Annotated in this window: 11 protein-coding genes; all 11 read left to right on the forward strand. The window is 37.7% G+C overall.

Annotated elements, in window-relative coordinates; translation table 11 throughout:
• Nucleotides 1-88 precede the first annotated feature (88 nt).
• The 11 genes from MKY90_RS28450 to MKY90_RS28500 all read left to right on the forward strand — a co-directional run bounded on the left by MKY90_RS28450 (nt 89) and on the right by MKY90_RS28500 (nt 25,007).
• Nucleotides 89-2,566 (forward strand): hypothetical protein, encoded by a 2,478-nt coding sequence (locus MKY90_RS28450; protein WP_341093511.1) that lies wholly within the window; start codon nt 89-91, stop codon nt 2,564-2,566.
• A complete protein-coding gene (locus tag MKY90_RS28455; protein WP_341093513.1) occupies nt 2,547-7,061 on the forward strand; it encodes a hypothetical protein in 4,515 nt (1,504 codons plus the stop codon). The genes MKY90_RS28450 and MKY90_RS28455 overlap by 20 nt, the downstream gene beginning before the upstream one ends.
• A gap of 5 nt (nt 7,062-7,066) precedes the next feature.
• Nucleotides 7,067-7,264, forward strand: a complete 198-nt coding sequence (locus tag MKY90_RS28460) for a hypothetical protein (protein WP_040963189.1) — start codon at nt 7,067-7,069, stop codon at nt 7,262-7,264.
• Nucleotides 7,265-7,358: 94 nt separating this feature from the next.
• Complete coding sequence (locus MKY90_RS28465; protein WP_341093517.1) at nt 7,359-10,877, forward strand: hypothetical protein; 3,519 nt, start codon at nt 7,359-7,361, stop codon at nt 10,875-10,877.
• Between the two features lie 85 nt (nt 10,878-10,962).
• Nucleotides 10,963-12,711 carry a hypothetical protein gene (locus MKY90_RS28470; RefSeq protein WP_341093519.1) on the forward strand — a complete coding sequence of 583 codons (1,749 nt, stop codon included), beginning with the start codon at nt 10,963-10,965 and terminating at the stop codon, nt 12,709-12,711.
• A gap of 80 nt (nt 12,712-12,791) precedes the next feature.
• Complete coding sequence (locus MKY90_RS28475; protein WP_341093816.1) at nt 12,792-19,958, forward strand: phage head spike fiber domain-containing protein; 7,167 nt, start codon at nt 12,792-12,794, stop codon at nt 19,956-19,958.
• A 30-nt stretch (nt 19,959-19,988) separates the two neighbouring features.
• Nucleotides 19,989-22,763 carry a hypothetical protein gene (locus tag MKY90_RS28480; RefSeq protein ID WP_341093522.1) on the forward strand — a complete coding sequence of 925 codons (2,775 nt, stop codon included), beginning with the start codon at nt 19,989-19,991 and terminating at the stop codon, nt 22,761-22,763.
• Nucleotides 22,764-22,776: 13 nt separating this feature from the next.
• Nucleotides 22,777-23,487, forward strand: coding sequence for a DUF4376 domain-containing protein (locus tag MKY90_RS28485; RefSeq protein ID WP_341093525.1), 711 nt, complete (start codon nt 22,777-22,779; stop codon nt 23,485-23,487).
• Nucleotides 23,488-23,561: 74 nt separating this feature from the next.
• Complete coding sequence (locus tag MKY90_RS28490; RefSeq protein ID WP_341093527.1) at nt 23,562-23,783, forward strand: hypothetical protein; 222 nt, start codon at nt 23,562-23,564, stop codon at nt 23,781-23,783.
• A 97-nt stretch (nt 23,784-23,880) separates the two neighbouring features.
• Nucleotides 23,881-24,255 carry a hypothetical protein gene (locus tag MKY90_RS28495; RefSeq protein ID WP_098168866.1) on the forward strand — a complete coding sequence of 125 codons (375 nt, stop codon included), beginning with the start codon at nt 23,881-23,883 and terminating at the stop codon, nt 24,253-24,255.
• Between the two features lie 2 nt (nt 24,256-24,257).
• Complete coding sequence (locus tag MKY90_RS28500) at nt 24,258-25,007, forward strand: hypothetical protein (protein ID WP_012259781.1); 750 nt, start codon at nt 24,258-24,260, stop codon at nt 25,005-25,007.
• The last annotated feature ends 3 nt before the right edge of the window (nt 25,008-25,010 follow it).

Below are 25,010 nucleotides of genomic sequence, written 5' to 3' on the forward strand. Positions count from 1 at the left end.
GGGAGAGATTCCTCTCCTTTTCTTATGGACATTAATGAGAAATAAAGGTTAGATTGTCAAAAGAAATCAATAAAAAGGTGGTGCAGAAATGTTCACTAATTCTGGAAAAATTATTAAACATGCTACAATACCAGGCGCTATTACTTTCCAAAGTGCGGGATATGTTTCTATCTCAAATGAACTATATGAAGATAGCAAAGTAGTATTCTCGTTTTCTAAGCCGACGGAAAAAGTAGCGTTAATCCCTAAATATTTAAGTGATGGAAACTTCTTATTTGCTTCTTTAGATAAAGAAAACAAGTTACATATAGGCGGAATTGTAAAGGGTTCTGAGAAGATTTATGGAGTCGTAGATGTAAAAGATAATATCTTGGATTCTAATACTCTAACAGTCTCTTCGAATGGATCTCATTTTACAGTTACCTTAAACAATAAAACAGTATTAAAATTTGAATCTGCTTTATTCGTTAATGGACAAGTCCGCGTATATGGGGAAATAGGAGAAGTCTTTAATTCTTGTGAAATACAAGAACCACAATCTACCGCGTGGACAAGTAATGCAAACGGTGGGGGAGTAGAGGCCAAAACAATTAAGATAGAAGACCATGACTATGTAAAACTAGTAGGCTCTGCAACTAAGAAAGCAATGTTCTCTCAATCTATCTCTCTACTTGCAAAAGATTACACACTTTCATTCAACGCTCAAGGGAATGGTGAATACCTAATTAAGTCTGGAGAGACAATTTTAAAACAGATTGCTATTTCAAAAGGAGAGTTGTCTTACATCTCTCAAACTTTTAATTTAGCAACCCCACAAACTATTACTTTAGTATTCCAGACAAGTGAAATACTTATCGTAGGAAAACATCAATTAGAGGACCGCGTAGACCCTACGCCGTACATACCGAATCCTAGTATTAGTAGTTCGGCAACCCGCAAGGGATCGGCGCTGAAGTTTCCAGTTAAAAACTTGTTCGATAAAAAAGCAGGAAGTATCTATTTGAAACTAACTACAAAAAATCGTATGGATAGAGACCAAACTATTTTCTGTTCAGATACAAGAGAGATGTCTCTTTCGGTACATGGAACTAACTTATCGTATACCGTTGGTGCTAGTTCAATTACCCTCCCTAAAACACTTGAAGGAAATACGTCATATGAATTCCTTTGTAGTTGGAATGATGAAGGTATTGAGCTAACAGTAAATGGGGAGAATGCAAAAGCTTTAAATACTGGTCTTCTACTTACAACTCCCCAGAAATTAATTTTCGCAAATGAAGAAACACCTATTCAGGAAGAAGTTGTCTTAGAAGAATGGGCGTTATTCAATAACAAATTACCAGCTAACTCAAACATAAAAGCACAGCTACCTTTTGCAGTTATGCAGTCTTTATTTGATGGTGGAATCAGTGGTCAGAATGTTACATGGTCAGAAATCCCTGTAGCTCCAATTGATCATTCACCTATTCTAGTTCAAAAAGAGAATGGAGATACGTTACAAAAAGTATCATTCTTTAATCATGAAACAGCAGCGTATCAAACATGGAATCAAGAAGCATTCCAGTATGACGGTAAAAGTGATTTCGTTGAGGTTGCGTACAATAATCTTGATGAGCAATTTAGAGATATTGCTATTCGTACAGAGGATGGAGAAAAAATAGGAGAACCTTATCGAATAGATGGTAAGAGATTTTATTTCTCTCTTCACACAAACAGGAAAGCAGTATTAAAAAGCAAAACCCTCTATGCAACGTATCAAGTGAACGATACATACACGATTGATTACAATATCAAAGCTGTTGATGGTTACCGAATCGATTTCGCTAAACATGATGGCGGGAAAAGAATTGTGTATCAAGAAGGAAACCGTTATGGTGAGCCAAAGAAACTAGCAACAATGATTGATATGAATCCAATTCAAAATCAAAATCATGAAGGGTTCTTATATATTACGAACACAATAAATAAGACCGATAGCTTTAGAATTACAGCTACTCCAGATCGATTACATGCAGATGGAGCTAGTTTCTCTACAATGATTATTGAACCACTTGATTATCAAGGGAACTTCTTATCTCACTCCAATTTAGAGATTATTGCTTCCAAAGGTTTTGTTTCTCGACACATCTCAAGAGATGCAGTTGAAGCACAAAAACGATCAGGGCAATACCTGTACCAATACCATGCTCCATATATTCAATCGAAGCGTGCGGGTGAAATTGTAGAAGATTATATTTGGATTACAGACAAGGATAATAATATTGGTGTTTGCTACAAGATGTTATTAAGTCCTGTGTCAAAGCCAGATAAAGTTCAATTAACGCAGGTAGAAAAGAATCTATTAACTGCTAAAACGAAAATCATTAATTACCTCCTTATGTATGAGGGAGTAGAGAGATATGAAGATGAAGTACTTTTCTCTATCTTAGATTTTAACCAAGACGGTCGTGTAACAATGGACGAGATCTTAGTGTTAGAAACAAATCAGAAAGATAATGAATTGACTGTTATCTTAAACAAGTTAAAAGAATGGGAGGATACAAACCATGCAGTTGCAACCTCATAAAGACCTCGTTCGTAGTGGTCAAAGAAATCGCGGGTATGCTATTCGTATTGGGAACAAAGTTCCTAAAAATAGTGCCAACCTTGCATATGTACAATCAAAATCTGTATCACCCGAGGAGAACATCTTATTAGAAGATGTTTCTTCTCAAATTAAAGAAAACGGATTATCTAATTTCATAGAGAAAGATTACATGGTTTACCCGAACAACAAGTTCCTGTTAGAGACAGAATCAGGACAAGCTATCTTTCCTACCGATGCAGTATTTGTAACAGATGAATTTACTATTCGTAAAAACCGTCAAGATACTCCAAAACCAGTATTCTATCAAATGGAATTGAAAGGACGCTTCGATGCAAGAACTTCTCAGGTTATCCCTTATCTAGGTGGCTTCTCTTCTGAAACAGAACAAGATGCTATTGCTTTAGAGGATGTCGTACTGGACAAAAGAAACGATCTAATTTATGTAGGGAATAGTATTCGCATAGAAGCAAATGGTGGCCCCATACAGGAAGAGGACGCATATAAGGTTCAATTAATTCGTGAAGATAATTTCATTTATCGTATTGTTGTAGTTACAAACTTCCGTAACGACAAAGATGTTACATACAAAGTAGTTTACCCTAACTACAGAAACGATACTAAACAGAGCGAACTAAAAGAAGAAGTTCTCAATGCGTATCCGTTCTTCGAACAAGTAACGATGGATCAGTTTGAAGACATTGTTTCTCAGATGGAATCTGATCCTGATAAATACAAGCACTTAAAAGTGTACGCAATTGAAGAGAAGGGGAATGACTTTTCTTTCTACGCAACATCTGACGTTATGATTGCCAACTACCAAACACGTACTCCTCAATTATTTAAGCACCGTGTTGAAGCCAAATTAAAAACAAAGCTTAGTGAAACAAACCCAGGGAAGATGAATATTGGATTTAGCTTTGTTCAATCCGTCGCTAATGTTGAAAACTTATCTTCTATTGGTAAGGCGATCAACGAGCATTTATCTCTTCCTAAATATGTAGAGTTACAGAATCCGCACCCAACAGAAGTTGACCTTTTGAAGAAGGATATACGCTACTGGGCTGTTAATCTTGATATGCCAGACCATCATTATGAGGATTATGATTTACTTGTTATTACTGGTTACGGTAAAGCTGACTTATCTATGTTTAAAGACAAGTTTGAGCATTACTTAAAAAATGGCGGTACGATTTGGATAGACAATGCAGGTAGTGGGATTAACGTTCTTGATTTCAAAACAAGTAAAGGAAACACATTTGTTTCTGATATTGGATTCTCATCGAGCAGCAATGAGTTTGGAGTAAAAGAAATTACGGAAGACTCTCCGTATATAAGTCGCTTATTGCCGATTAAAAATATTGAAGCCTTAGGATATACGGACATTGCTCCTACTATCTTATTTGGACAAGATGAAGAAAGTAAGCAGTGGGATGCAGTAGTAAAGCACTTTAATGGTGGCCCTTCTATTATTAAGAAAACATTGTTTGATAAAGGTACTGTTCTGATTTCTAACTGTGGAATATTCAGAAGCTTTTACCATAATCAAAAAGAGAGCGTCAACCTTGTTCTGAACTCAATCCTTTACCATTCAGAAGAACAATGGGTGTTTACTCCTTGGAGAAATGATTTTGTATATCACCGAGATAATTTATTCGCGCAAGAATACAAAGTAAATAACACTGACGTTTATATCAATGATAGAAGTGATTATAACGCAAACCAAATTGTCGCTAAGAAAATTCTTTATAAAAACTGTAAGGAATATGTAAAAATCTATTGCAAACCTTGGTTCTATAATGCTATCGGAACATATGAACATGCCGTAAATGGTGATAAATCTATTCCAGTTAACAATAGTGGGTTTGAAAGTGGTCAGGTGGATTCCAGTGGTAAACCTATTGTTTCTTGGATATCCGACACAGTGAATGCAATACCTTCATGGAACACAAAGAAGTTAGCTGGTCAAACAGTAACATTCACACATGATTCCGATAAGAGCCTATTCGGAGTTCGTCAAGTATCTCTAAATTCATCAAATGGAACAACAGGCGCTCATGCCTTTTGGGAAAGCGAAGACATCTACTTATCTATTGATGACTACAAAGTAACTGTATGGACAACAATTGATCAGGTACGAGGGATTACAACTGACGGTATTAAGATAGGTGTATACAACCTACAGGGAGAACAAATCTCTTCTTCAATTTCTATTACGGGCAAGAAAGATTGGGTTAAGCTTGAAACGAATTTCCACATCGACAAACCTCAAAACATTAAGATTCGTTTAGGTTTTGTAGACGGTAATGGATTCGGTAAAGCAAGCTTTGATAATGTCACACTAGATACAATCGGAGCAGTCCGAGGGGTTGCACAGAATGAGGGAGAAAAAACTCTCTATGCATTCAGTATCAAGCCAAACGCTACAACGATTGATATCGAAGCAGAAGGTTTTGGAAATGCAAACATTACAAGAGCTACTCCAGAAGTTTCATTCACATACACGATTATGCCATTTATCCTTCAATGGATTTCTTACGGAGTAGATTCAGGAACTGGATTAGAATATGGTCGTTATGAGCGAATGTATGGACCACCGGTTTCTTATTCTAAAGCAATTCGTAAAACAGACGGCTTAAAGAATCTAGGATACTTACATACGCTGCTTCCTCCAGTACCAAGCGGGAAACAATGGTATGACAAGAACAAGATCTTCTATAAGATTGCACTTGGTTCAGAAAACCTAGAAGAAAACAATCTTGTTAACCTAAAACTATTTGACCGTAAAACAGGTATGGAATGGTTCTATAGTGGTGATCTTGTTATTGGCCATAAAGATATTTTTTGGGCAACAGACAAACCAAGTTTTGTTCTTCACGCTGAAACTGGTTTCGAAACAATTAGAGCCTCTAAAAGAAACTTCGGATTAAAGTTAATTGATGATCGTCGTATCTATAGCGAACTTCCACAAACAAAGGATGCTAAAGAAAACTGGTATCTAAGAATCCATAACGGACAGTTTATCAAGGACGGTCTAGGATATAAGGAATGGTCAGAACTACATGCTAGCAATAATCCTGCTGTAATGAATCAATACAAAGAACGAGTTATGAAAAAAGAGAAGTATCAAATCGATGAATACACGTCTCAAATTTTCAATCCTTCTATTGGAATTATGACAGTAGAGAATGAGATGGAATACCTTACTCCTTCTACAGTGAAAGTACCTCACAACAATCTGTTCGTAAGCCAAGGCTTTGTAGAAAAAGAACAGCTTTTAGCTGAGGGATTAGCTAATTCTGTGGGGACATTATTCCGAGCTAAACAAAAAGATTGGCTCCGTAACGATAAAGTTCATATCTTTATAGATGCTTCAAATAACGGTAATATTGTGGAGATTCTTGAAGAGTATCCATTCGAGATTAATCACGATGAAGGTACAGTTTTCTTCCCTGGTCGAATCATAACTGGCAAAGTATATGCAACTTATGAGCATCGCAATTTCCGTCTGTATAAGCGAATCTACAAGAATACTAAAATGTCGAACGACCTTTTAGAAAATAAACGAATCGATTCAGTTACGAAAGAAGTAATCATGTATGGTTCAAAAGAAAACTGGTTAATTCAGCCGATACCAGTTCTTAAGACAACTAAAGGCAAGGCAACATCAGCCAATACAATCCCTGCAACAAATTATCGAATTGATTATGAGAAAGGGAAAGTAATCTTTAAGTTCGAACCTATTGGGCCTGTATACGCAGACTATGGTTATTTCGAGAATCAAGATCTATCAGCAAATGACTATGATATCCAAAATGGAATCTTCTTCTTAAAAGAAAACATTTCATTTAAAGATGATTTATTCGCTAAGTATTCTTATTTTGATAACTTCTACGAATACAAAGGTTTCTACAATGAAACTCTTCGAACATTCCTTCATTTAGACCTCAATCCATCAGTGGGACATTACTCAACTCTTCCAATGACAACTTATGTGAATGGTGTCCAAAAGGTAGAGTATAAGAACGTTCCATCTTCAAAGCTTCTAAATAAGCTTATCCATATTTACATCGTTCCGGATTCTGAAAATGGAAACTCAATTCGTCATTGTTTCAGCAGAGAAGAATGGAGAAACATTCAGCAATCGAATCCTATGTACCTGTTACTTGCTAAGGTTCAAGTAAGAGAGCATACGAATGTGAAAGACGTAGTTGTTATGGATGCACGTACTCGTGGTGGTGGTATCTCTGAATCATTATCAACTAAGGCAATTGACGAGAGAGTACATGGAAGACAACGTTATTGGGACATTGGAAATTGGGATGGGAAAGCATTCTATAGAAATGGTGTCCTAATTGTAACACTTCCAAAATCTATTCTAACTGAGTACGGCGGTACATTATCTGAAGAATATGCAAAAGAAGCTATTGATAAGCATGTTGCTTACGGTACTTATTGCATTATCGAATGGGAGTGAGTGGTGTGAATTATCCATTAGGAGTATTCCAGTACTATGACAAGGAAACTGATACAACCCACTTACAGTGGAGTTATGTTGATGACCCAAACCTTACTCATTTCGAAGTTGAAATCTTTGATCAAAACTTACGCAAATGGGTGAAGGCTGATGGTCGAAATGGAATCATAGAAAAACAACCGAAAATAGGAAGTAACTATTAACCAATGGGGCGGGTAATTCCGTCCCGTTTTTTATAGCAAAAGTATTTTGTAATGGTTATAAAAGAAGCATATTAAAGACAAAGTAGGTGAGTGTATGGAAAAAGAATTGATTTTCCCTGTGCCTTATTCTGAGTTTGACCGTAAAAAAGATGCAGAGTATGACGGAGATCCTAATGGTGATTACGTCATGGCTGAAGATGTTAATGAGCTTCAGGAGTCTATTGAAAAGATAGAAAGAGTCATTAACTTTACAGAACTTGAAAGCACAGTCTCAGATGAACTAAATAAAAAAGTTGATAAAGCAACTATGTCTGATTTTGGTAGTCCATTATTTGTGGGGTATAGAGGCGCGTCCATCAATGCATACGATAGTATTGAGAAACGAATCAACGCTTTTAGCTACATTCCTCATGTCATGATTAACAAAGAAGAATCTACTAACTTTGATTTCTTTGTTAATGAAGTTAAGAAGAGTGGAACATTGCTATACGGTATTATCAATTATTCAGATGTTGTTTTAAATAACATTGAAGCCAATATAACATGGTTCCAATCTAAAGGTTTTCATGGAGTGTTATTGCCTGGTTTCGGATTCGAAAACGGATGGAACAGGTCACAACAAAACCAAATCCTTCAATATATTCATGCAAGAGGAATGGTTGCTGTTATTACAGGTGAAATTGATACCACTTTATTTAACAAGCCCCACAAAAACAATCCCCAACAAACAGACCTTAAAACATCAAAAGATGACATCTATCTAGCACAAGATGTTTTCGTTTTAAATGGTGCTAAAAACAATCCTATCGTAATTCCTTCCATTGTTTTCAATTTAAACAAAGCTCAAAAAGAAAGAGGAATTCAAATCTTCGTTGAAGATACAGCAGATGCAAGTAGTGATAACAATAAGCTTTATTTATACGGAAAAATGTTATCCACACTGTATAACTTAGACGGATACAGTCTCGTTCCTAAAAGCCGATACGCCTTAAATGAGAAGGTAGAAAGATACCTTCATGGTTTTGAGTTAGGGAAATGGAAAACACAGAATCCGATTTATGTAGAAGAAGCAACTGCTACATCGCGTTCTTTCTCTAAAGGAAGCATTCTATTCGATAAAGTGAAAAATGAATGCTACATAAAAGGAGTAGGGTTAAACCCTTCCATCTACACATGGCAAGATAAACAAATCCCTGGTAATGCAATTGATTTCGCAAGTGCTATTTATGGTTCTGAAGGTGTAAAAACTCTTGTTGATGCAATTAATAATAACGACCATAAAATCCACTATTCGAAGATTGATGGTATGGGAGAGGGTGGCGTAACACCTGATTTATTTAAGGATACTGTTATCCGAGCAATCAACAACTCTCCTGCAGCCGTAGCTAAAAACCCACCAAAAGGATATGACGAGTTAGCTGGTAATAACTTTATTCACGGTGGAGTCATTGACTATATTGATGCAGGTTCTATTAAGTCAGGGATACTTAATATCGACGCGATTAAAACAAATATCATTGAGGCGATCAATGCTTATATTGGTACAGCTAAAATCAATACAGCCGTTATTGGTGAATTATCAGCAGATCATATCGCAGCCAATGTTATCGATGCAATCAATATTTATGCTACAAATATTTCTTCTAGTTCAGCTAAAATCAATACAGCTGTTATTGGTGAATTATCATCAGATCATATCAAGGGAGCAGTTATTGAAGCTGTTAACTTATATGCAGGAGAAGCGGTAATTGATTCTGCAAAGATCGGTCAACTTGATGCGGATCATATCAAAGCAACTGTAATTGAAGCGATAAACGCGTCTATTGAAACGGCTGTAATCGATTCAGCTAAGATTGGGACATTAACTGCAAGTCATATTAAGGGTATGGTTGTTGAAGCTATTAACCTTTATGCAGGACAAGCAAAAATCGATGCTGCTCAAATTGGTGCTTTAAAAGCAGATAATATTTCAGCAGGATTAATTGAGGCCTTGGAGATCTCAGCAGGAAGTGCGGACTTCGATAGATTGCAAGCTTCTGTAATTGAAGCGATTAATGCAAGTATCGAACATGCTTTTATTGATGGAGCTATTATTGGTGAAGGTACAGTTGACTCTGCTCAAATTGCAGACGGTAGTATCACAGATGCAAAGATTGTTAGCTTAGTAGCTAATAAGATTGTTGCAGGTACAATTAATACTGGACAAGTTACTCTTCAAGGTGAGAACGGTCATTTACGAATCACAGGAAATAGATTGCAAGTATTCGATAATCAAACAACTCCTATTGAACGTGTAAGTATTGGTGACGTTAACATGGACGGAAGCCTATATGGTCTTCGTGTTCGTGGCGCAGATGGAACAACTGTCTTATACGATGAATCGGGTGTATATTCAGAAGGTATAACGGACGGGGCTATCACAAATCCAAAGATTGCCGAAGGTGCTGTTGATGGTGAAAAACACATTGCGGCCAACACAGTAACAGCTGATAAGTTAGTAGCTGAATCTATAACTGCACGAGAACTAGCAGCAAAATCCGTAAATGCTAATCATATGCAAGTCGGTGCCATCGTTGCAGGTAGTGGGGTAATCGGTAAAGGTGCTATCGGTGAAGCGGAAATCGCACAAGCAAGTATTACTGATGCTCACATTAAAAAGCTAAGTGCTGATAGTGTTTCTGCAGGTTCTCTTCAAATCCAAAGTCGAAATCTAGTATCTAATTCAACACTTAGAAAAGGATTACTAGATTGGACTACTGATCCATTACTAGATATCGCTAAGGTAAGTGAAGTTGTCCGTTTGAACACAACAAATAGTATGCATTTATTTACCACAGGAAAACAGACACAAAACCTTAGTGCGTATTCTAAGTTTGTCCCTGCAAGCCCCGGTGAAAACTACTCTGCTTCTGTATATGTCCTCACAAAAAATATCCTCAATTATGATGGTGGACACCCTAGAGTTGAAATCGAGTATTTTAATGACTCAGCCCGTATCTCATCCAAAAATACTGCAGCTCAATTAACAAGCAATGATCTGTGGCAACGTATCAGTATTACGGAAGTTGCTCCCGCAGAAACGACAAGAGTTCGCTTACGAATCTACCATCCTAAAAATGGAGATTCATATTTCTGTAGACCAATGCTCCAAAAGGGTAACATCGTAACAGAATGGACTGGTGACGGTTCATACATGACAGAAGATGGGTTCTACACAGGAGACTTACATGCAAACCAAATAACAGCTGGAAAGATTAAGGCTGATATGCTTCAAATTGGACCCGATACAGAATTTGAACCAGGTTATAGTCCCGGTGAACTTCGTGAAGAAATGAAAGACCGCATTCCTTATCGTGTAGAAATACTGAGCACAAATGGAATCGCCTTTAAGGGTGGTAACATCTCTACAACACTTAAAGCGAATGTATATTTAGGTGCTGAAAATGTAACCGACCAAATAGATGCTATTCGTTTTAAGTGGATGCGCGTAGGTAGGAATGGGGAAGATGACCTAGTTTGGAATGCTGCTCATAAAGGATTAAAAGAAGTTCCTATTACAAGAGAGGATGTATATCAAAGAGCTACATTTTTATGTGAAGTTTTAGATAGTTAAATGTTGTCAACCATTATTTGGAATGCTTACCTTTATTCTTGTATTTATAAATAGATAACTTAATAGAGAATAGAGGAAAATAAGCATGGCAAAAACATTAGCAACTGGTATGATTTCCATTGTGGACTTCAATGATGCGCCTTCGTTAAGCGCCTTCGTTTCCACAACATCACCAAAGACTCAAATCTACGATCCCACTTCAGGAACTTACATTCCAAACTGGACTTCCTCAGGTCCGACTTTAACTCCTTCATTATTCATCTCTACAGAAGGAACTACAGATGCAATCTCTAGCGCAAAAGCAGTTAAGTGGTATGACTCAATTGATACGAGTAAAGTTATTGTGACTGGCGGAGCATACACGGTTACGGGCAACACTTTAAAAATCTCCCAAAACATCATGACAGGTTCAACATATGCTAAGACATTTATAGCTGAAATTATATGGACAGACCCAACAACTTTAGCAGACTTAGTAGTTCGTGCTGAATTTACATTCCATCGTGCAAACAATGGTGCGACTGGTCCGTCTGCTATCTCAGCGGTACTAAGCAATGATTCTGACGTTATTCCAACAGACAGTGCAGGTAACAACGGTAACTTTAATGGTGCGATTTCAACGATGACAATCTTTGAGGGTGCAACCGATGTAAGTGCTAGTTGGACAGTAACAGCAACGCCTGTTGATATTACTGGTACTTTATCAGGAAGAACTTACACAGTAACTGGATTCGCAGCTGGTAAAGACACAGGGTACGTAGATCTTACGGCTTCTAAATCAGGTTATGCCTCAGTTTCAAGACGATTCGCATTAAGTAAAAGTAAGCAAGGTGTATCAGGTACAACACCTACACTGTACCGATTACTTTCAAGTGCGGATGCACTTCAAAAAAACCTCGCGGGAGTTTATACCCCAACAACTCTTATTTTCACAGCTAAATCTCAAACTGGGTCAGGCGCATACGGTGACTATTCAGGAAAATTCACAATTGAAGAAACAACGGACGGTACAACGTTCACAAACAAATATACGAGTGCCTCAAATGAATCTTCAAAAATTCATACACCATCTGCAGGTATTAAAGCAATTCGAGTTCGACTTCATATCGCTGGCGTAACACCGAATGGTTCAAACCATATTGATGAGCAAACGATTTCTGTTGTTTCTGATGGAGCAACGGGTGCATCAGGTGCAGATGCAGTACTAGTATCAGTTTGGACTCCGAATGGCAACTTGTTTAAAAATGACTTAGTAACTTCATTAACTGCTCAAGCAGACCTTTACAAAGGAGCAACGGTTCAAAGTTCTGGTGTAACCTATGAATGGTTTGTGCAAAAATCAGGCAATGCAGATGAAGGTGCCGGAACAGGTTGGGACAAGATAGATGCTACTAACCAAGCTTCATACGGTGTTACTGGTGCTGTCAATACAGCTACAATCACAGTTACCCCTGCTGGTATTACAAACTTGGCTGCATTTAAAATCAAAGCAACTTACTCTTCGAAAGCCTACTACGACACAATTATCTTCTATGACCAAACGGATCCTATCATGGTTTCTGTGGAAAGCAGCAACGGAAACATCTTCAAAAACGGAAGCGTATCATCACAGATTTTATGTCGCCTATTCCAAAATGGTGAAGAGATTGACCCTAAGTTAGCTTCGGCTACAACTGGTTATAAGTACACATATACTTGGACTAAGTTAAAAATGGACGGAACACAAGATATGGACTTTGGCGGTAAAGCTATTTCAACAAAAACAGGAAAGTGGATAGATATTACAGATGCTGATATTTTTCAAAAAGCTGTATTCAAGGTTGAAATTAGCTAGCCAAATGGTTTCTATATAGACAAAGAATAACTCCACTATTGATTTAGTGGAGTTGTTTTATATTGAAAGGGCGTGAATATATGCCATATGCAGTTGGACAGATTACTATTGTGGACTTAAACGATGCAATTCGATCAGGCACAGCACCTAAAAACCCTGTCGATGGAATGCTTTGGATAGACACGAGTGTGACTCCAAATATATTAAAAAGCTGGAGTGCAGTTTCTAATAAATGGGTTGAACAAACTTTATCTATTGGAGGCCTAGATCCAAACTTCGATAAAGACGTACAAAACTTAAAACAATTCGTTACAGATGCATCTAATGACGGAATTATTCAAACCAGTGAAAAGCTAAATGTAAAACTACTTTTAGTAGAAATCACAGGTGATATACTTGCTGGAACTACTCTTCCTACACTTGCAACAATCGATACCGCAAAGGGAGGACAAGTTTATTTAGCAAGAGCTGAAGCAAGAGCCGCTGGTATTCCAATAACTCATGCAGATTATACAGCTTTCGAAACATCGTACAACGATTTAAAAACTTATTTAGAATCACTTTCTCCTAGACTGTGGCAAACGGGTGATACAAAAATTGTACCTGCTACTTGGACATCCAAATGGGATTTGTACTATGACAAGCTTTCTAAATTAGCAGTCACTACATCTACGTATCTAGCAAACAGCATTAAGCCTGGAGAAGATTATAACGGTGTCACTATTAACACTGATAAGGGGATAGTTGTTCTTAGAGGTGATAATCTTTTCAGAACAATCCTTAATGCAACTGAAGGTATCTCTATTGAAAAGAACAATGCAGGTACATGGAACAAGATGTTCTATACAAACCTAGACGGTAAAATCTACGCAAACGGATTAGTTATTAGTTCCGATTCTACAATTGCTGGAACTGATGCGAATACAATTAAAAACAATGCTGCATCTGGTAAAGCGGGTATTGATGATTTAATAAATGACATGAAGGTTACTCCTTCAGAGAAAACAACATTAAGCAGAGAATGGGAATCTATTAAAGCAGAGTATACGCAAGTGCTAGCACAAGCGACCTTTCTTGGTGTCGCTACTTCTACTTATACAACATCTTATACAAACCTAGATGGTGTTACTCCAAAAATAGCAGCCGAAGTATTAGCCACTATGACAACCACTTATTCATTCGCTTCAGCATCTGCGAGAGATGCATTTAGAGCAAAAATAAACTCTTACTTTGCTGAATCTGAAAAGATTAAAAAAGCAATCAACGACGCAATCAACAAATCAGCAAATGATGCTAATTCAAAGATAGACAATCTAAAAATTGGTTCGCGAAACATCGTTAGAAAGAAACAAGTAATTCCTTACAATGCAGCATCTTCATCATTTGATGATTCTACAAATATATGGACTATTACAGCTAATGATGGGGCTGGTGGAGCATGGGGAGCAGGTGTGCGAATCACTGATAAGTTCGCTATTATCCCTATCGGAAGTTGGTACACAATTAGTTTCGATGTATATTCACCTGTTGATATCAATTGGAACAACGATACAAACAATTTCCCAGTCGGCACAACATCTGGAACAAATGATAATGACGAGGTTGCATTAAGAAAGAATTCTGGTAGAAACATAAAAGCGAATACATGGACTAAGTGTTGGTTCTCTTATAAAAACAAAGATAGCTCAACAAATGAACTGTATGACCAATCTAATATTGGAGTGGTTAATAACACTGGCGCGCCTATAACGGTTAAAATCCGAAATGTAAAAGGGGAACTTGGAAGCGTTCCTACTGACTTTACATCCGCTCCTGAAGATATCGATGAAAGCTTCAACAATAGTATTGCGAACATATCATTTGGTGGTAGAAACTTGATTTTAAATTCTAATCAGGATTACTCTACAACTGGTTATCTTATCAACCAATATTCGTTATCCGAAGACTTTATTGCAGGACAAGAATATACCTTTGTAGTAAAAGGTTCCGTTCCTCAAGGGCAATATTTTGGGATATGGCAAAATGGTGGTTCAAACAAGGTAGGGGAAGCCACAACGACATATGCTAATGGGGTTACTTATGTAACGTTCAAAGCATTAGCAACTACATCAGGCAACGAAAGAAAATTAGCTTTATATAACTACCCTAGTAACACAACACAAGCCAATGTTGACTGGGTTGCTTTATACAAAGGTAACAAACCGATGGATTGGATGATTGCTCCAGAAGATATTGAGAGCATAGTAAATCTTCAATCAAGTGGTGCAGCGAATATGTTTAGAAACTCTGGAAACTTCAAGAATCTAAACGGCTGGGTAACAAACGCAGGGAAGTCATTAAGAATAGGAGAAAAAGATGGATTCACTGTTTTAGAAGCGGTTGGTTCTATCATGTCTACTAATTATGTTACTCGCAATGTGCTAAAGCCATCTACTGAGTATGTTTATTCTGTAGAAATCATGTTTAGCAAAGATACCAATATCGATAATATAAGACCTGTGCACCATTGGTTCTTTGATACTGGTGGTAACTACAATGCAGTAGATTACTACAAATTAATATCCAGTGAAACAGTTGCAAAAGCAAATACATGGACTAGAGTATCTATTCTGTTTAAAACGAAAGCTACTATAACGAGTGCAGCGTATTTCAAAGCTTTCATATATGGTAGTGAGTTAACCGATGACAATATGTACTGGGTTAAAAACGTTATGTTCTCCGAAACCAACAGAATTGTCAACTGGTCAGCATCTCTTGCGGATATTGAAGAGATGGTTGCCGACATTAAAGTTGGTGGTAATAATATCATTCCAAACTCTTTATTCAAAACAAAAGGTTCATGGAGGGATTGGGGTACTGCGACCGGAACAAGAACTACGGGAGTCTCTGTTGATTTATCGGGATTTGGAACAGGGTTTCAATTCGATGCAACAACAGCAGGAGAATTTGGTTATGCAATAGATGGAGTAAGTGTTACTCAAGGAGAGACATATACTCTTTCAGCTTGGTTTAAGTTAGATAAGGCTGGAGATGTAAAAGTTCAAGAGGGTAGCTCTACTGCTAAATGGACTTTCACAAAAGGTACTGCAGCGATTGGAAAATGGTTTAGAATCACGCATACCTTCGTTGCGAAAGAAAGTTCATTAAGTATGTACATAGGTCAAGATGGTGGTTCTGTGCCAACTTCTGGTTATGCTACTGGAGTTCAATTAGAAAGAGGAAATAAGGTAACAGACTGGAGCTTGTCAACTCAAGATCTGAATGACCTAATTGATGCTACAAATAAGAGGTTTGACAATATGAGAGTCGGCGGTAGCCAAATGCTGACTGGAACAGACTTCAAAGATGCTTCAGGTTGGAATCTTTGGGGAGGTATTGGATCTGTTGGCCATTATGCACAAACACAATTACCAACAGGAAAATCGTTGTTCATGGAAACAAGAAATGGTACTACCCAGTTAGCTGTTCCTATAGGTTCTAAGGTTGGTATGTCAAGTAACGGAAGAAAATTCGCAGTTAAAAGTGGACGAGAGTATACACTTTCTATGAATGTAGCAACAAGCGAACTAGGTGACATGCTGGATTATATGTACTTAATGTACACGGTAGAGGGTGGTAACCGTCGTTTAGATGATATCAAAACAACAGACTTCCCAAAATTCGCACCAATCGCTGACGGGAGTTTGACGAATTATTACAGTGTTAGGCTAACGTTTAAAGCCGATCGTGACGACGACAATGCGTATATCTTAATTGGTGGCGGTACAAAACGTGAATTGAATGGAACGAACGGTTATGCATGGATTCGTGTTAATGCATTGAAAATTGAAGAAGGTAACGTTGCAACATCCTGGAGTTTGGCTCAGGCTGATATTGATAAGGTGATTGCAGATGCAGACCAGAAAGCTCAAGGCGTTAAGGATTCTGTTGCTGAAATGACAAGTGATATGAAAGTTACACCACTTGAGAAAAATCAATTAAGTCGAGACTGGGACGCTATTAACGCTGAGTATTCTCAAGTGTTAGCACAAGCTCAAACAATTCCTGGTGTTTCTGCATCAGCCTACACAACAGCATATACAAATCTAAATGGTGTATCTCCAAAAATCGCTTCGGAAATTTTAGCGAGTATGGGCACAACATATTCATTCGTTTCAGCTGCAGCTAGAGATTTATTTAAGTCTCAAATGAACGCTTACTTTACTGAATCTGAAAAAATCAAAAGAGCGATTAGCGATGCAATTAACAATACCAACAGAGAATTATCTCAAGCCATTTCAACAGGAAAAATGCTACATACTGACCCGATATTTAAGAACGGTACAAACAACGTAATTACGTATAACAATCTTAGTGGTAGTACTGCAGTAACGGTAACTAGGGTTGCCGCACCAATAGATGCGCCAACAACATCTTCTAGTGTGATGGAGATTAAAACAACTGGCACAGCATCGCCTGGTCATGGTGGGTATGTACAATTTATCAATTCAAGAGCCGGTGCTAAATTCTTAGTTCGAATGGTAGCTAAGATACCAGTAGGATGTACCCTGAACGTAGCATCTAACTCAATGGGTACTGGATATACAGACAGAATCTTAACGTCTAATAAAGGAACAGGAAAATTTGAGGAATATATTCGCCTTATTACTTGTGGAACTACAGGAACCTTTTCAAATGGAGGTCACTTCTATTTAACAAGTGGGTTAACAGCTACACCAGAAGCACCGATAACTTGGCAAGTTGCTTTTGCGACTGTATACGATGTAGGAGATGTAGACTACACTGTTGCGGACAATAAAGACAAGTGGGATAATGCTGCGGATGATGCAAATAACGCATTAAAACAAGGACAGGTAGTGACTAATCCAACTTTCTCCAAATGGACAGGGACATACCCAGATGGTTTTAGTTCGTGGTCTAGTTCGACAGTTTCTAAAGAGACAGCATTAACAAGAAGTGGAACAGCTATGAGATTTGATGCGGGTACTGATGCAACTGCAGTAGGTGCTGTCATCAATACAAACTTCTTTATTCCAAATCTGCCAAACAGTAAATATTACGCAATTGAAGTAGATTTCATGTTAGTAAGTGGGAGTATAACTGGTGCAGGTATTCTTTTAGATTGGAATGGGATGGCCAACTATAGAGCTACTATTAAATTAGCAGACTATGAATCAAATCCTACTCTAGGAAAATGGTACACAGTCAGAGCAGTCATGAAAAGACCTTCAGATACATTGACTGGATATAATGGCATGATGGGTTACTTAATGGCAAATTACAGTAGCTTTGCTCCTACTAAAGTTAAAAACATGGTATATGACCGATTGGTTTTCCGAGAACCTACTCAACAAGAGATAGATGCTTACGAAATCACAACTATCGAAAACGGGACAACGGTTATTGATGGTGGGAAAATTAAAACTGGTTCTGTACAAGCTGAGTCTATTAATGCACGAAGACTTAGAGTGAAAAATAATGCCGGAGAAGACACTTTATACATTGATAACAATGGTGAAGTAACTATCAACGGTAAGGTTTCTATTAACAGTAATTCTACGTTTGCTGCAGGGTACGACCCATCAAAAAATGATGGTGGACGAAACATATTATTAAACTCTCGTTTCTCTACTGCAGATGCAACAAGCTGGAACAATTGGGGATCTCCATCTGTCAGACAAATTGAAGATATAACTGACTTGCCTGGTTTTGATAAAGCAGTTAAGTTAACAACGACAGCAAACAACCAAGGTCTTAACCAAAGTGTGCCCGTTGTTACTGGTCAAACTTACACCGTTTCTTGTTATGCTAAATCAGCATCGGGACAACCAATCCTACAGATATATGACGGTTCAGGTTATCCTTCTGTAGCAATGCCTACAGCTAAAGTAGGAAAAAACGAATGGGTTAAGTTATTCTTTACGTTCCCTGCTAAAACTAACACCGCACGAGTAGAGTTTGGTAAAACTGGTGGAGGATCATTAGGTACTTACTGGTTCACTGGTATTAAATTAGAAGAGGGAGACAAAACAACAGGTTGGACTCCTGCTAATGAGGATGCTGAGGGATTAATCAACTACGTAGTATCTCCGAACGGTGAGATTAAAGCACTCGACATTGCTTCTTCTATGTCTGTTACACCGGGAGCAATTGATGTCATAAGTTCAAGTATCAACTTAAAAGGTAAAGTAACATTTTCTTCTTTTGCTTCTGGATGGGCACTTGACTCAAAAGGAAACAAAATTAGCAACTCTGATCAACCAGGTTACGACCCTAAAAATCCACTTTATCTAGATATGGATGGTAACTATAGACCGTTAACAGATGAAAAGAACTTCATGTCAAATCTATTCACTAAAGACGACACAACTGGAGTTACAGTTATCGATGGTAACTACATTAAGACAGGAACAATCCAAGCTAAATACGCCAACTTTAGAGATGTTCAAGTATATAACGACCAAGGGCAACAAACTTTCCGTATTGATACTAACGGTAATCTATCTACATCTGGTACCTCTCAATCTATCGGATATGAAAGACAGAAAAAGGGTTGGAAAATTGATGCTGATGGTAGTGCTGAATTCAATGCTGCTACATTCCGTGGAGATATTGAATTAGGTTATTACAACGCACCAACCAATTCTTTTGTCGTTACTGGTGGACTACTAAGTAGTGTTGGTGGAACTGGTAAAGATTTAAGATTCTGGGCAGGAAATGATAAATCTAATGCTCCATTTAAGGTTTACTCGGATGGTACTTTAGAGGCTACTAAAGGTTTCTTTACAGGAACTTTCTCTGGTGAAGTGGTTGTAGGGAATATCTTAATCAAAGATACTGCAGCAAAAGGAGATGCAAAAATAATTCTTACTGATGACTCTAAAATACAGAAAGTTGTTCTAGGGGAATCAGCAGTAGAGTTAAATACAAAAACGACTTTTGGTAACTTCTTAACAGTAGATATCGACAATCAAAAGCTAGATTTCGGAGCGAATGATTTCAAAATCGACTATAAGAACAATACGATTAAAATGAAAAGCTTCTCTCTTAAAGGGACGACAGCTTTAGAGTTTATATCCGATGGTTCGTCTGGTGATGATTTCGTATTTAAAAACGTTACTGGTGATACATCAGTTCGCGTAGACGGTAGCTTCATTGCTAGGGATGATATTGAGATTGTGAACGTCTTACGTATGAAAAAAGCTACGGATGCCGGTAATAAAGGTATCGACTATGTATTCATTTAATAGAGAAAATTAAGAGAGGAGTAGAAAGGCATGGAATTATTTAGTGCTTTAGCGTCGGGCTCAGGCCCGACCATGCTTTATACAGTTTACGCAGACGAAACAAGTCGTTCTGCTAACTCAGTAACATATAGTGTTACATGTTGGGCTAGGTTGCAAAACCAAACTTATGATTACTTTGGCGCAGTAGTTTATCCCAAAATAAACATAGGTGGCAATACGGTATCTTTCGCTAATTTAGGTACATTCCCAAAAGGAGCTGGCGCTAAATCTAGTACTATTAGCGTAACTGTATCAGGTATATCAGCAACAACATCTAGCGTATCATATACGTTCTCGGCAACATCACAACTTGGAGGAACATCAAGTAGTACCACAGGTTACGTAGGCGGTAAATCAGGTACAGTATCTTGTTCTATTTACGCTACAACACCTTGGCTAGGTGGTCAAATTTGGATAAAAGATGGATCAACAGCTGTTGACTCTTATTATAGAGAGAATTTAGGAACAGGATCTTTCGCGCTAAACTGGTCAGGTGCAACCGGAGCCAATGGAACACTTACTTATGAAATACAGAGACAAATAAATGGAGGCGCTTGGACAATAGTGGCTGCCGACAATAATGGAAGCTTTTCGGATGCTCCAGGGGCAAGTGCAAACTCTGTTCGTTATTCTATACAGGCAAAAAACAAAGTAGGAACAGATGTTATGCGCTCCGATTGGATTTACTCTCCGACAGTATATAAAAACGAATTAAGATCTCCAACACTAACATCTAGTGCCTATGTTTCTTATAATACAAGATCTTTCACAGTATCACTCGGAGCCGCATCGGATAATCTTGGCTCACCAATAAGTTATTCCCTAGTTGGGATATCAAGTAAGTTTACAACAATTAATGGACCAGGCGGTGTTTCCCCAGGGAATATTACTATTAATGCAAACAATGGATCATCGGGTATCTATATGACTATAGACAATCTGAAGACAGCCGCATTAAATGGTACAGCACATTCAGATACGAATTACTATATAGGTTCAATCGATTTACAAGTTACTGCTACAAATGGTAAAGGGTCGTCAAAAACCGATACAGTGTCAATTCCAGTTAACTTAGGAATGGATGCTCCTGTAAATGGCACGCCTAGCGTTACTATAGCGGCTACTTCTTATTACGCAATTAATGCAGCTAACTATATTTTCCCTGAATATAAACCTGTTTCACTTACAATTGCAGGCGCAATCAAAGATATGCTTGGGCGAAATTGTAGCTACGACATAGTTATGGTAGAGGGGAACAGTCAATCTATTATTAAAAATACAGGTATTGTTACCGCTTCGACTACGGCGACAGTTAACCATGTAGAATCTGGATTATTAACTACTAAGAAAAATGTTTCCTTCTATGTAAGAGCACAAACGTTAGGTAATGAAGGCAAATCCTCTGCAGAAACCCCAAAAGTAGATCTCCACTATTACAAAAAACCAAGTGTTACTTCAAGTGATTTATCTCGTGTTACAGGTAAGGCTACATTCAAAGTAGTTATTACACCTTCTAACTCATTAGGTGGGGCTACTAATACTTCGACAATGCCTTCAGGATACACGAAAGGTACATCAGGTATAGCTTCCGGAATAGAAACCTATACGGTAACTAGTAGTACAACTCTTACTGATTCGTATACTGCGACAATTTCTGTTGTAGTTCGTGATTCAATAGGTTACATATTAAATGGTTCGAATGACGTTACCCTAAAAGTTACTATTCCTACATTTACACCTGCATTATCTATCCGTGAAAGAGGGGTAGGTATTAATGGTTTTGCTACAGCAAATGAAAAACTTTATGTTGGTGGTAACGTAACTCTCACTGGTAACTTAATTGTCGGTGGATTTATAGATATGGGTAATACGGATATTAAAAACGTAAACCATATTACAATTAGTGATCCAGGTGGTGGAGAAGGACTTGAGTGGCTAGATCCTACAAACAACTGGAAGATTGTAGTTGCACCAGACAGCCTAGCTAACTCTTCAGGAGACTTACAATTTGCTCGAAATGGTGTAAGAAGAGCCACGGTAAGAGCCAATGGTGAAGTTGCAGCAGCTGGTGGTTTTGCTACAATTAATCCTAGTAATACAAGCGCCTCAGTTTCATTAAACTTCCTTAACAATATCGCAAGAATTCGTACTGGCGGAACAGGTGCTGGCGCAGATAATGGATTTCAAATACATGGAACTGGTGATGTTATTAGATGGTCAGTAGACGGTGCCGGAAACGTAGACAACTCTGGAAACTTACGGATGTGGAATGGTAAGGAAATTCAATTCATGAACAGCTCTGGCATGACATTTGACGGAAGCGGAAACATAAAACCTAGAGATCCTTTAACTCACGCAACAGGTGCTTACTGGTGGGTAAACGATATGAATAATAACTACCCACTTAAGGTATGGACAGGAACTAGTGGTGGTTATGTGGAGGCTAAAAGCAGACCATACACAACAGTTACAGGATTTCTGAATGGATGGACTGAATATGGTATAGGTTTCGGTGGCGTTTCTTATACAAAAGATGCAGCCGGAGTTGTTATGTTAAAGGGCCTAATGAGGTCTGGGGTAGTTGGCCAACCTGGATTCAATTTACCTGCTGGATTCAGACCAGGTGGTACGCTTTTATTTAATGGTGTTGATGGTGTCAATCAACATACTCGTATCGACGTGAGCCCTAACGGAGACGTTAAAATGACAGCTGGCAATAACGCATTCTGTTCTTTAAATGGAATAAGATTTTTGGCTGAGAATTAGAGGAGTGTTTACTATGGAAAATATAGAAAATATTGAAGTCGTAGGAGAAGTAGGGATTACAGAAGAACCTGTAGTTCCTCCTATTTCAATAGAAACAGAAGAACCTGTAGAAGAACCTGTAGAAGAACCTGTTCTTGTGGAAATAGAAAAACCATGTTGGGAAATAGATGAAGCAGGTTATGTTATTGAGCATTATTTAATCACAGATAGCGAAATCAAAAAAGCTTTATCTGAAGGTCGTAGAATCATTGATTTCTGCTGGAAAAAAAGCTTTCACAAGCCACAATTCGATGAAACTCTAAATGATTGGGTCGAAGGTGCTGATATGGAATCAATACTGAAACTTGTTAAAGAAAATAAGTTTGATGAACTAAACGATGCATGTAATAAAGATATTTTAGGTTACTTCGATGCTCCTGCTGGTTCAGAGACTTACAAATTTTCTTTTGATGTAGAAGCACAATCTAATTTTATTGGTAGCTTAGCATTATTTAATGAAGGCCTGATGACAGAAGTTGAGTGGACTGCATGGAAAGGCGAACAAGCTCATAGAGTTACTCTGAATAGGGAACAGTTTATGGGTGTAGCATTTGTAGCGTATCGAGAAAAGGATGCGAAAATATCTAAACTGAGAAATATACTTCAGCCACGAATAGATGCATGTACAACTATAGAAGAAGTACAAGCTATTTATTGGGACGAAAAACCAACACCACTAGCTTGATATTTTAATAAGCAGTCCTTATGATGTGTTCAACAAACAGTATGTTCTAAATGTTCAATAGGAGGAAAAACAAAATGAATCAACAAGGGAATACAACAAATATAGATGTGAATCTATTAATCAAAGAGTATGAAGCTACAATTACCGCCTTAATAAGTGAGAACGTTAAATTCAAAGCACTTATGAAACAAAGAGCTATTGAAGAACAGCAACGTCAAGAAGAGCTAATGAGACATCCTGCTCCGCCTGCACCACCTTCGGTGCCGGTAGAAGAAGTAGAAACAGTAGTAGCGTAACAATAACTAATTATATATTGACTGATTATATACGAATGGTTACGTTCATGAGGGAGCAAGAGCTCCCTCTTATTTTATTTTGGAGGTGTTTTTCTGTATGACACAGGTACGAATTCGTTCCATTACAAAAGACGAAAAATCTCCCTGGGTTTATATTCAAGAAGAGACCAGACAGGAAACTCCAAAAGCAAATGTATTCCAAGTAAAAGCCGAACCTGTTATAAGACGAAACACCAAGACAAATCAATATGGCCGTTTTCGTTACAGTGAAATGCAATATGGAAGAATTGAAGCAATCTTAGCTTCTGCTTTAGAGATAAGTAAATCTCCTATGAGAATAAGAAACCAAAACGGAGAATGGGCCTATATCCAACAAACAACCATCGATGGCGCTTGTCCTGCTATTCGGATACGAAATCGATATAGTGAACAGGCAGGTCCTTGGGTTTATATCCAACATAAGGAGGTGTAGATATGGAATATTTGGATAATTATTTATCTGTTCTACCTAATTATGATCGTAAAGAAGTAGAGCAGCTATTACAAGAAAATATGGATTTGTTTGATGTAAAAGTCATAACAAAAGAAGAGTTCGAAGCACTTATTCAACAACTTGCAAATAGAAAAGAAAAGGTTACAACTCTTACGACAACTGGTGAAAAAGTCGATGCCGAACATTTTAACCAAATTCACTCGAATGTAGCTCTGGATTTAAAGAGACTTTATAACTCACATCTTATTGTTGAGAAAGTAATTGCGAATTACGACAGAATTCTTCGAGGAACATTAGATGATGTAAAAAGAGAAGTGGACTCACTTTCTACTCGTGTTGAGGAATTAAACCTCAAAGCAAAAGGAGAAGATGGTTTAGTCGTAAAGACATACGGTTTTGAAGAAAAAGAAAAGAGTTTGTACATGGAAACAGATCATGATCAATATGCGCATTTATTCTTAGACCGCGACGGTAAATCTTTACAAAGCGCATCATTGAATCGTAGTTTTCATCAACACTATTTATCACTACCTATCAGAGAAGTGGAGAACACAATGCAAAATTCAAATGGGGCGACAACTGCAAAGATTGAAGTTATGTATCAAGCACCAAATAGCATTTCAGATAAAAACCATCCATTGGAACATGCAATAGATGATTCACTTGAAACGTATTGGGCGCAAGCAGTTAAAACGAATGCATCTGCTTATACGGAAATAAAAAAACTATAGAAA

The organism is Bacillus sp. FSL P2-0099 (genome assembly GCF_038007445.1).
Classification (GTDB): Bacteria; Bacillota; Bacilli; order Bacillales; family Bacillaceae_G; genus Bacillus_A; species Bacillus_A mycoides.

Coding starts and splice junctions, on each gene's coding strand:
- MKY90_RS28450 (WP_341093511.1), top strand. CDS start 89: ATGTTCACTAATTCTGGAAAAATTATTAAACATGCTACAATACCAGGC.
- MKY90_RS28455 (WP_341093513.1), top strand. CDS start 2,547: ATGCAGTTGCAACCTCATAAAGACCTCGTTCGTAGTGGTCAAAGAAAT.
- MKY90_RS28465 (WP_341093517.1), top strand. CDS start 7,359: ATGGAAAAAGAATTGATTTTCCCTGTGCCTTATTCTGAGTTTGACCGT.
- MKY90_RS28470 (WP_341093519.1), top strand. CDS start 10,963: ATGGCAAAAACATTAGCAACTGGTATGATTTCCATTGTGGACTTCAAT.
- MKY90_RS28475 (WP_341093816.1), top strand. CDS start 12,792: ATGCCATATGCAGTTGGACAGATTACTATTGTGGACTTAAACGATGCA.
- MKY90_RS28480 (WP_341093522.1), top strand. CDS start 19,989: ATGGAATTATTTAGTGCTTTAGCGTCGGGCTCAGGCCCGACCATGCTT.
- MKY90_RS28485 (WP_341093525.1), top strand. CDS start 22,777: ATGGAAAATATAGAAAATATTGAAGTCGTAGGAGAAGTAGGGATTACA.
- MKY90_RS28490 (WP_341093527.1), top strand. CDS start 23,562: ATGAATCAACAAGGGAATACAACAAATATAGATGTGAATCTATTAATC.
- MKY90_RS28495 (WP_098168866.1), top strand. CDS start 23,881: ATGACACAGGTACGAATTCGTTCCATTACAAAAGACGAAAAATCTCCC.
- MKY90_RS28500 (WP_012259781.1), top strand. CDS start 24,258: ATGGAATATTTGGATAATTATTTATCTGTTCTACCTAATTATGATCGT.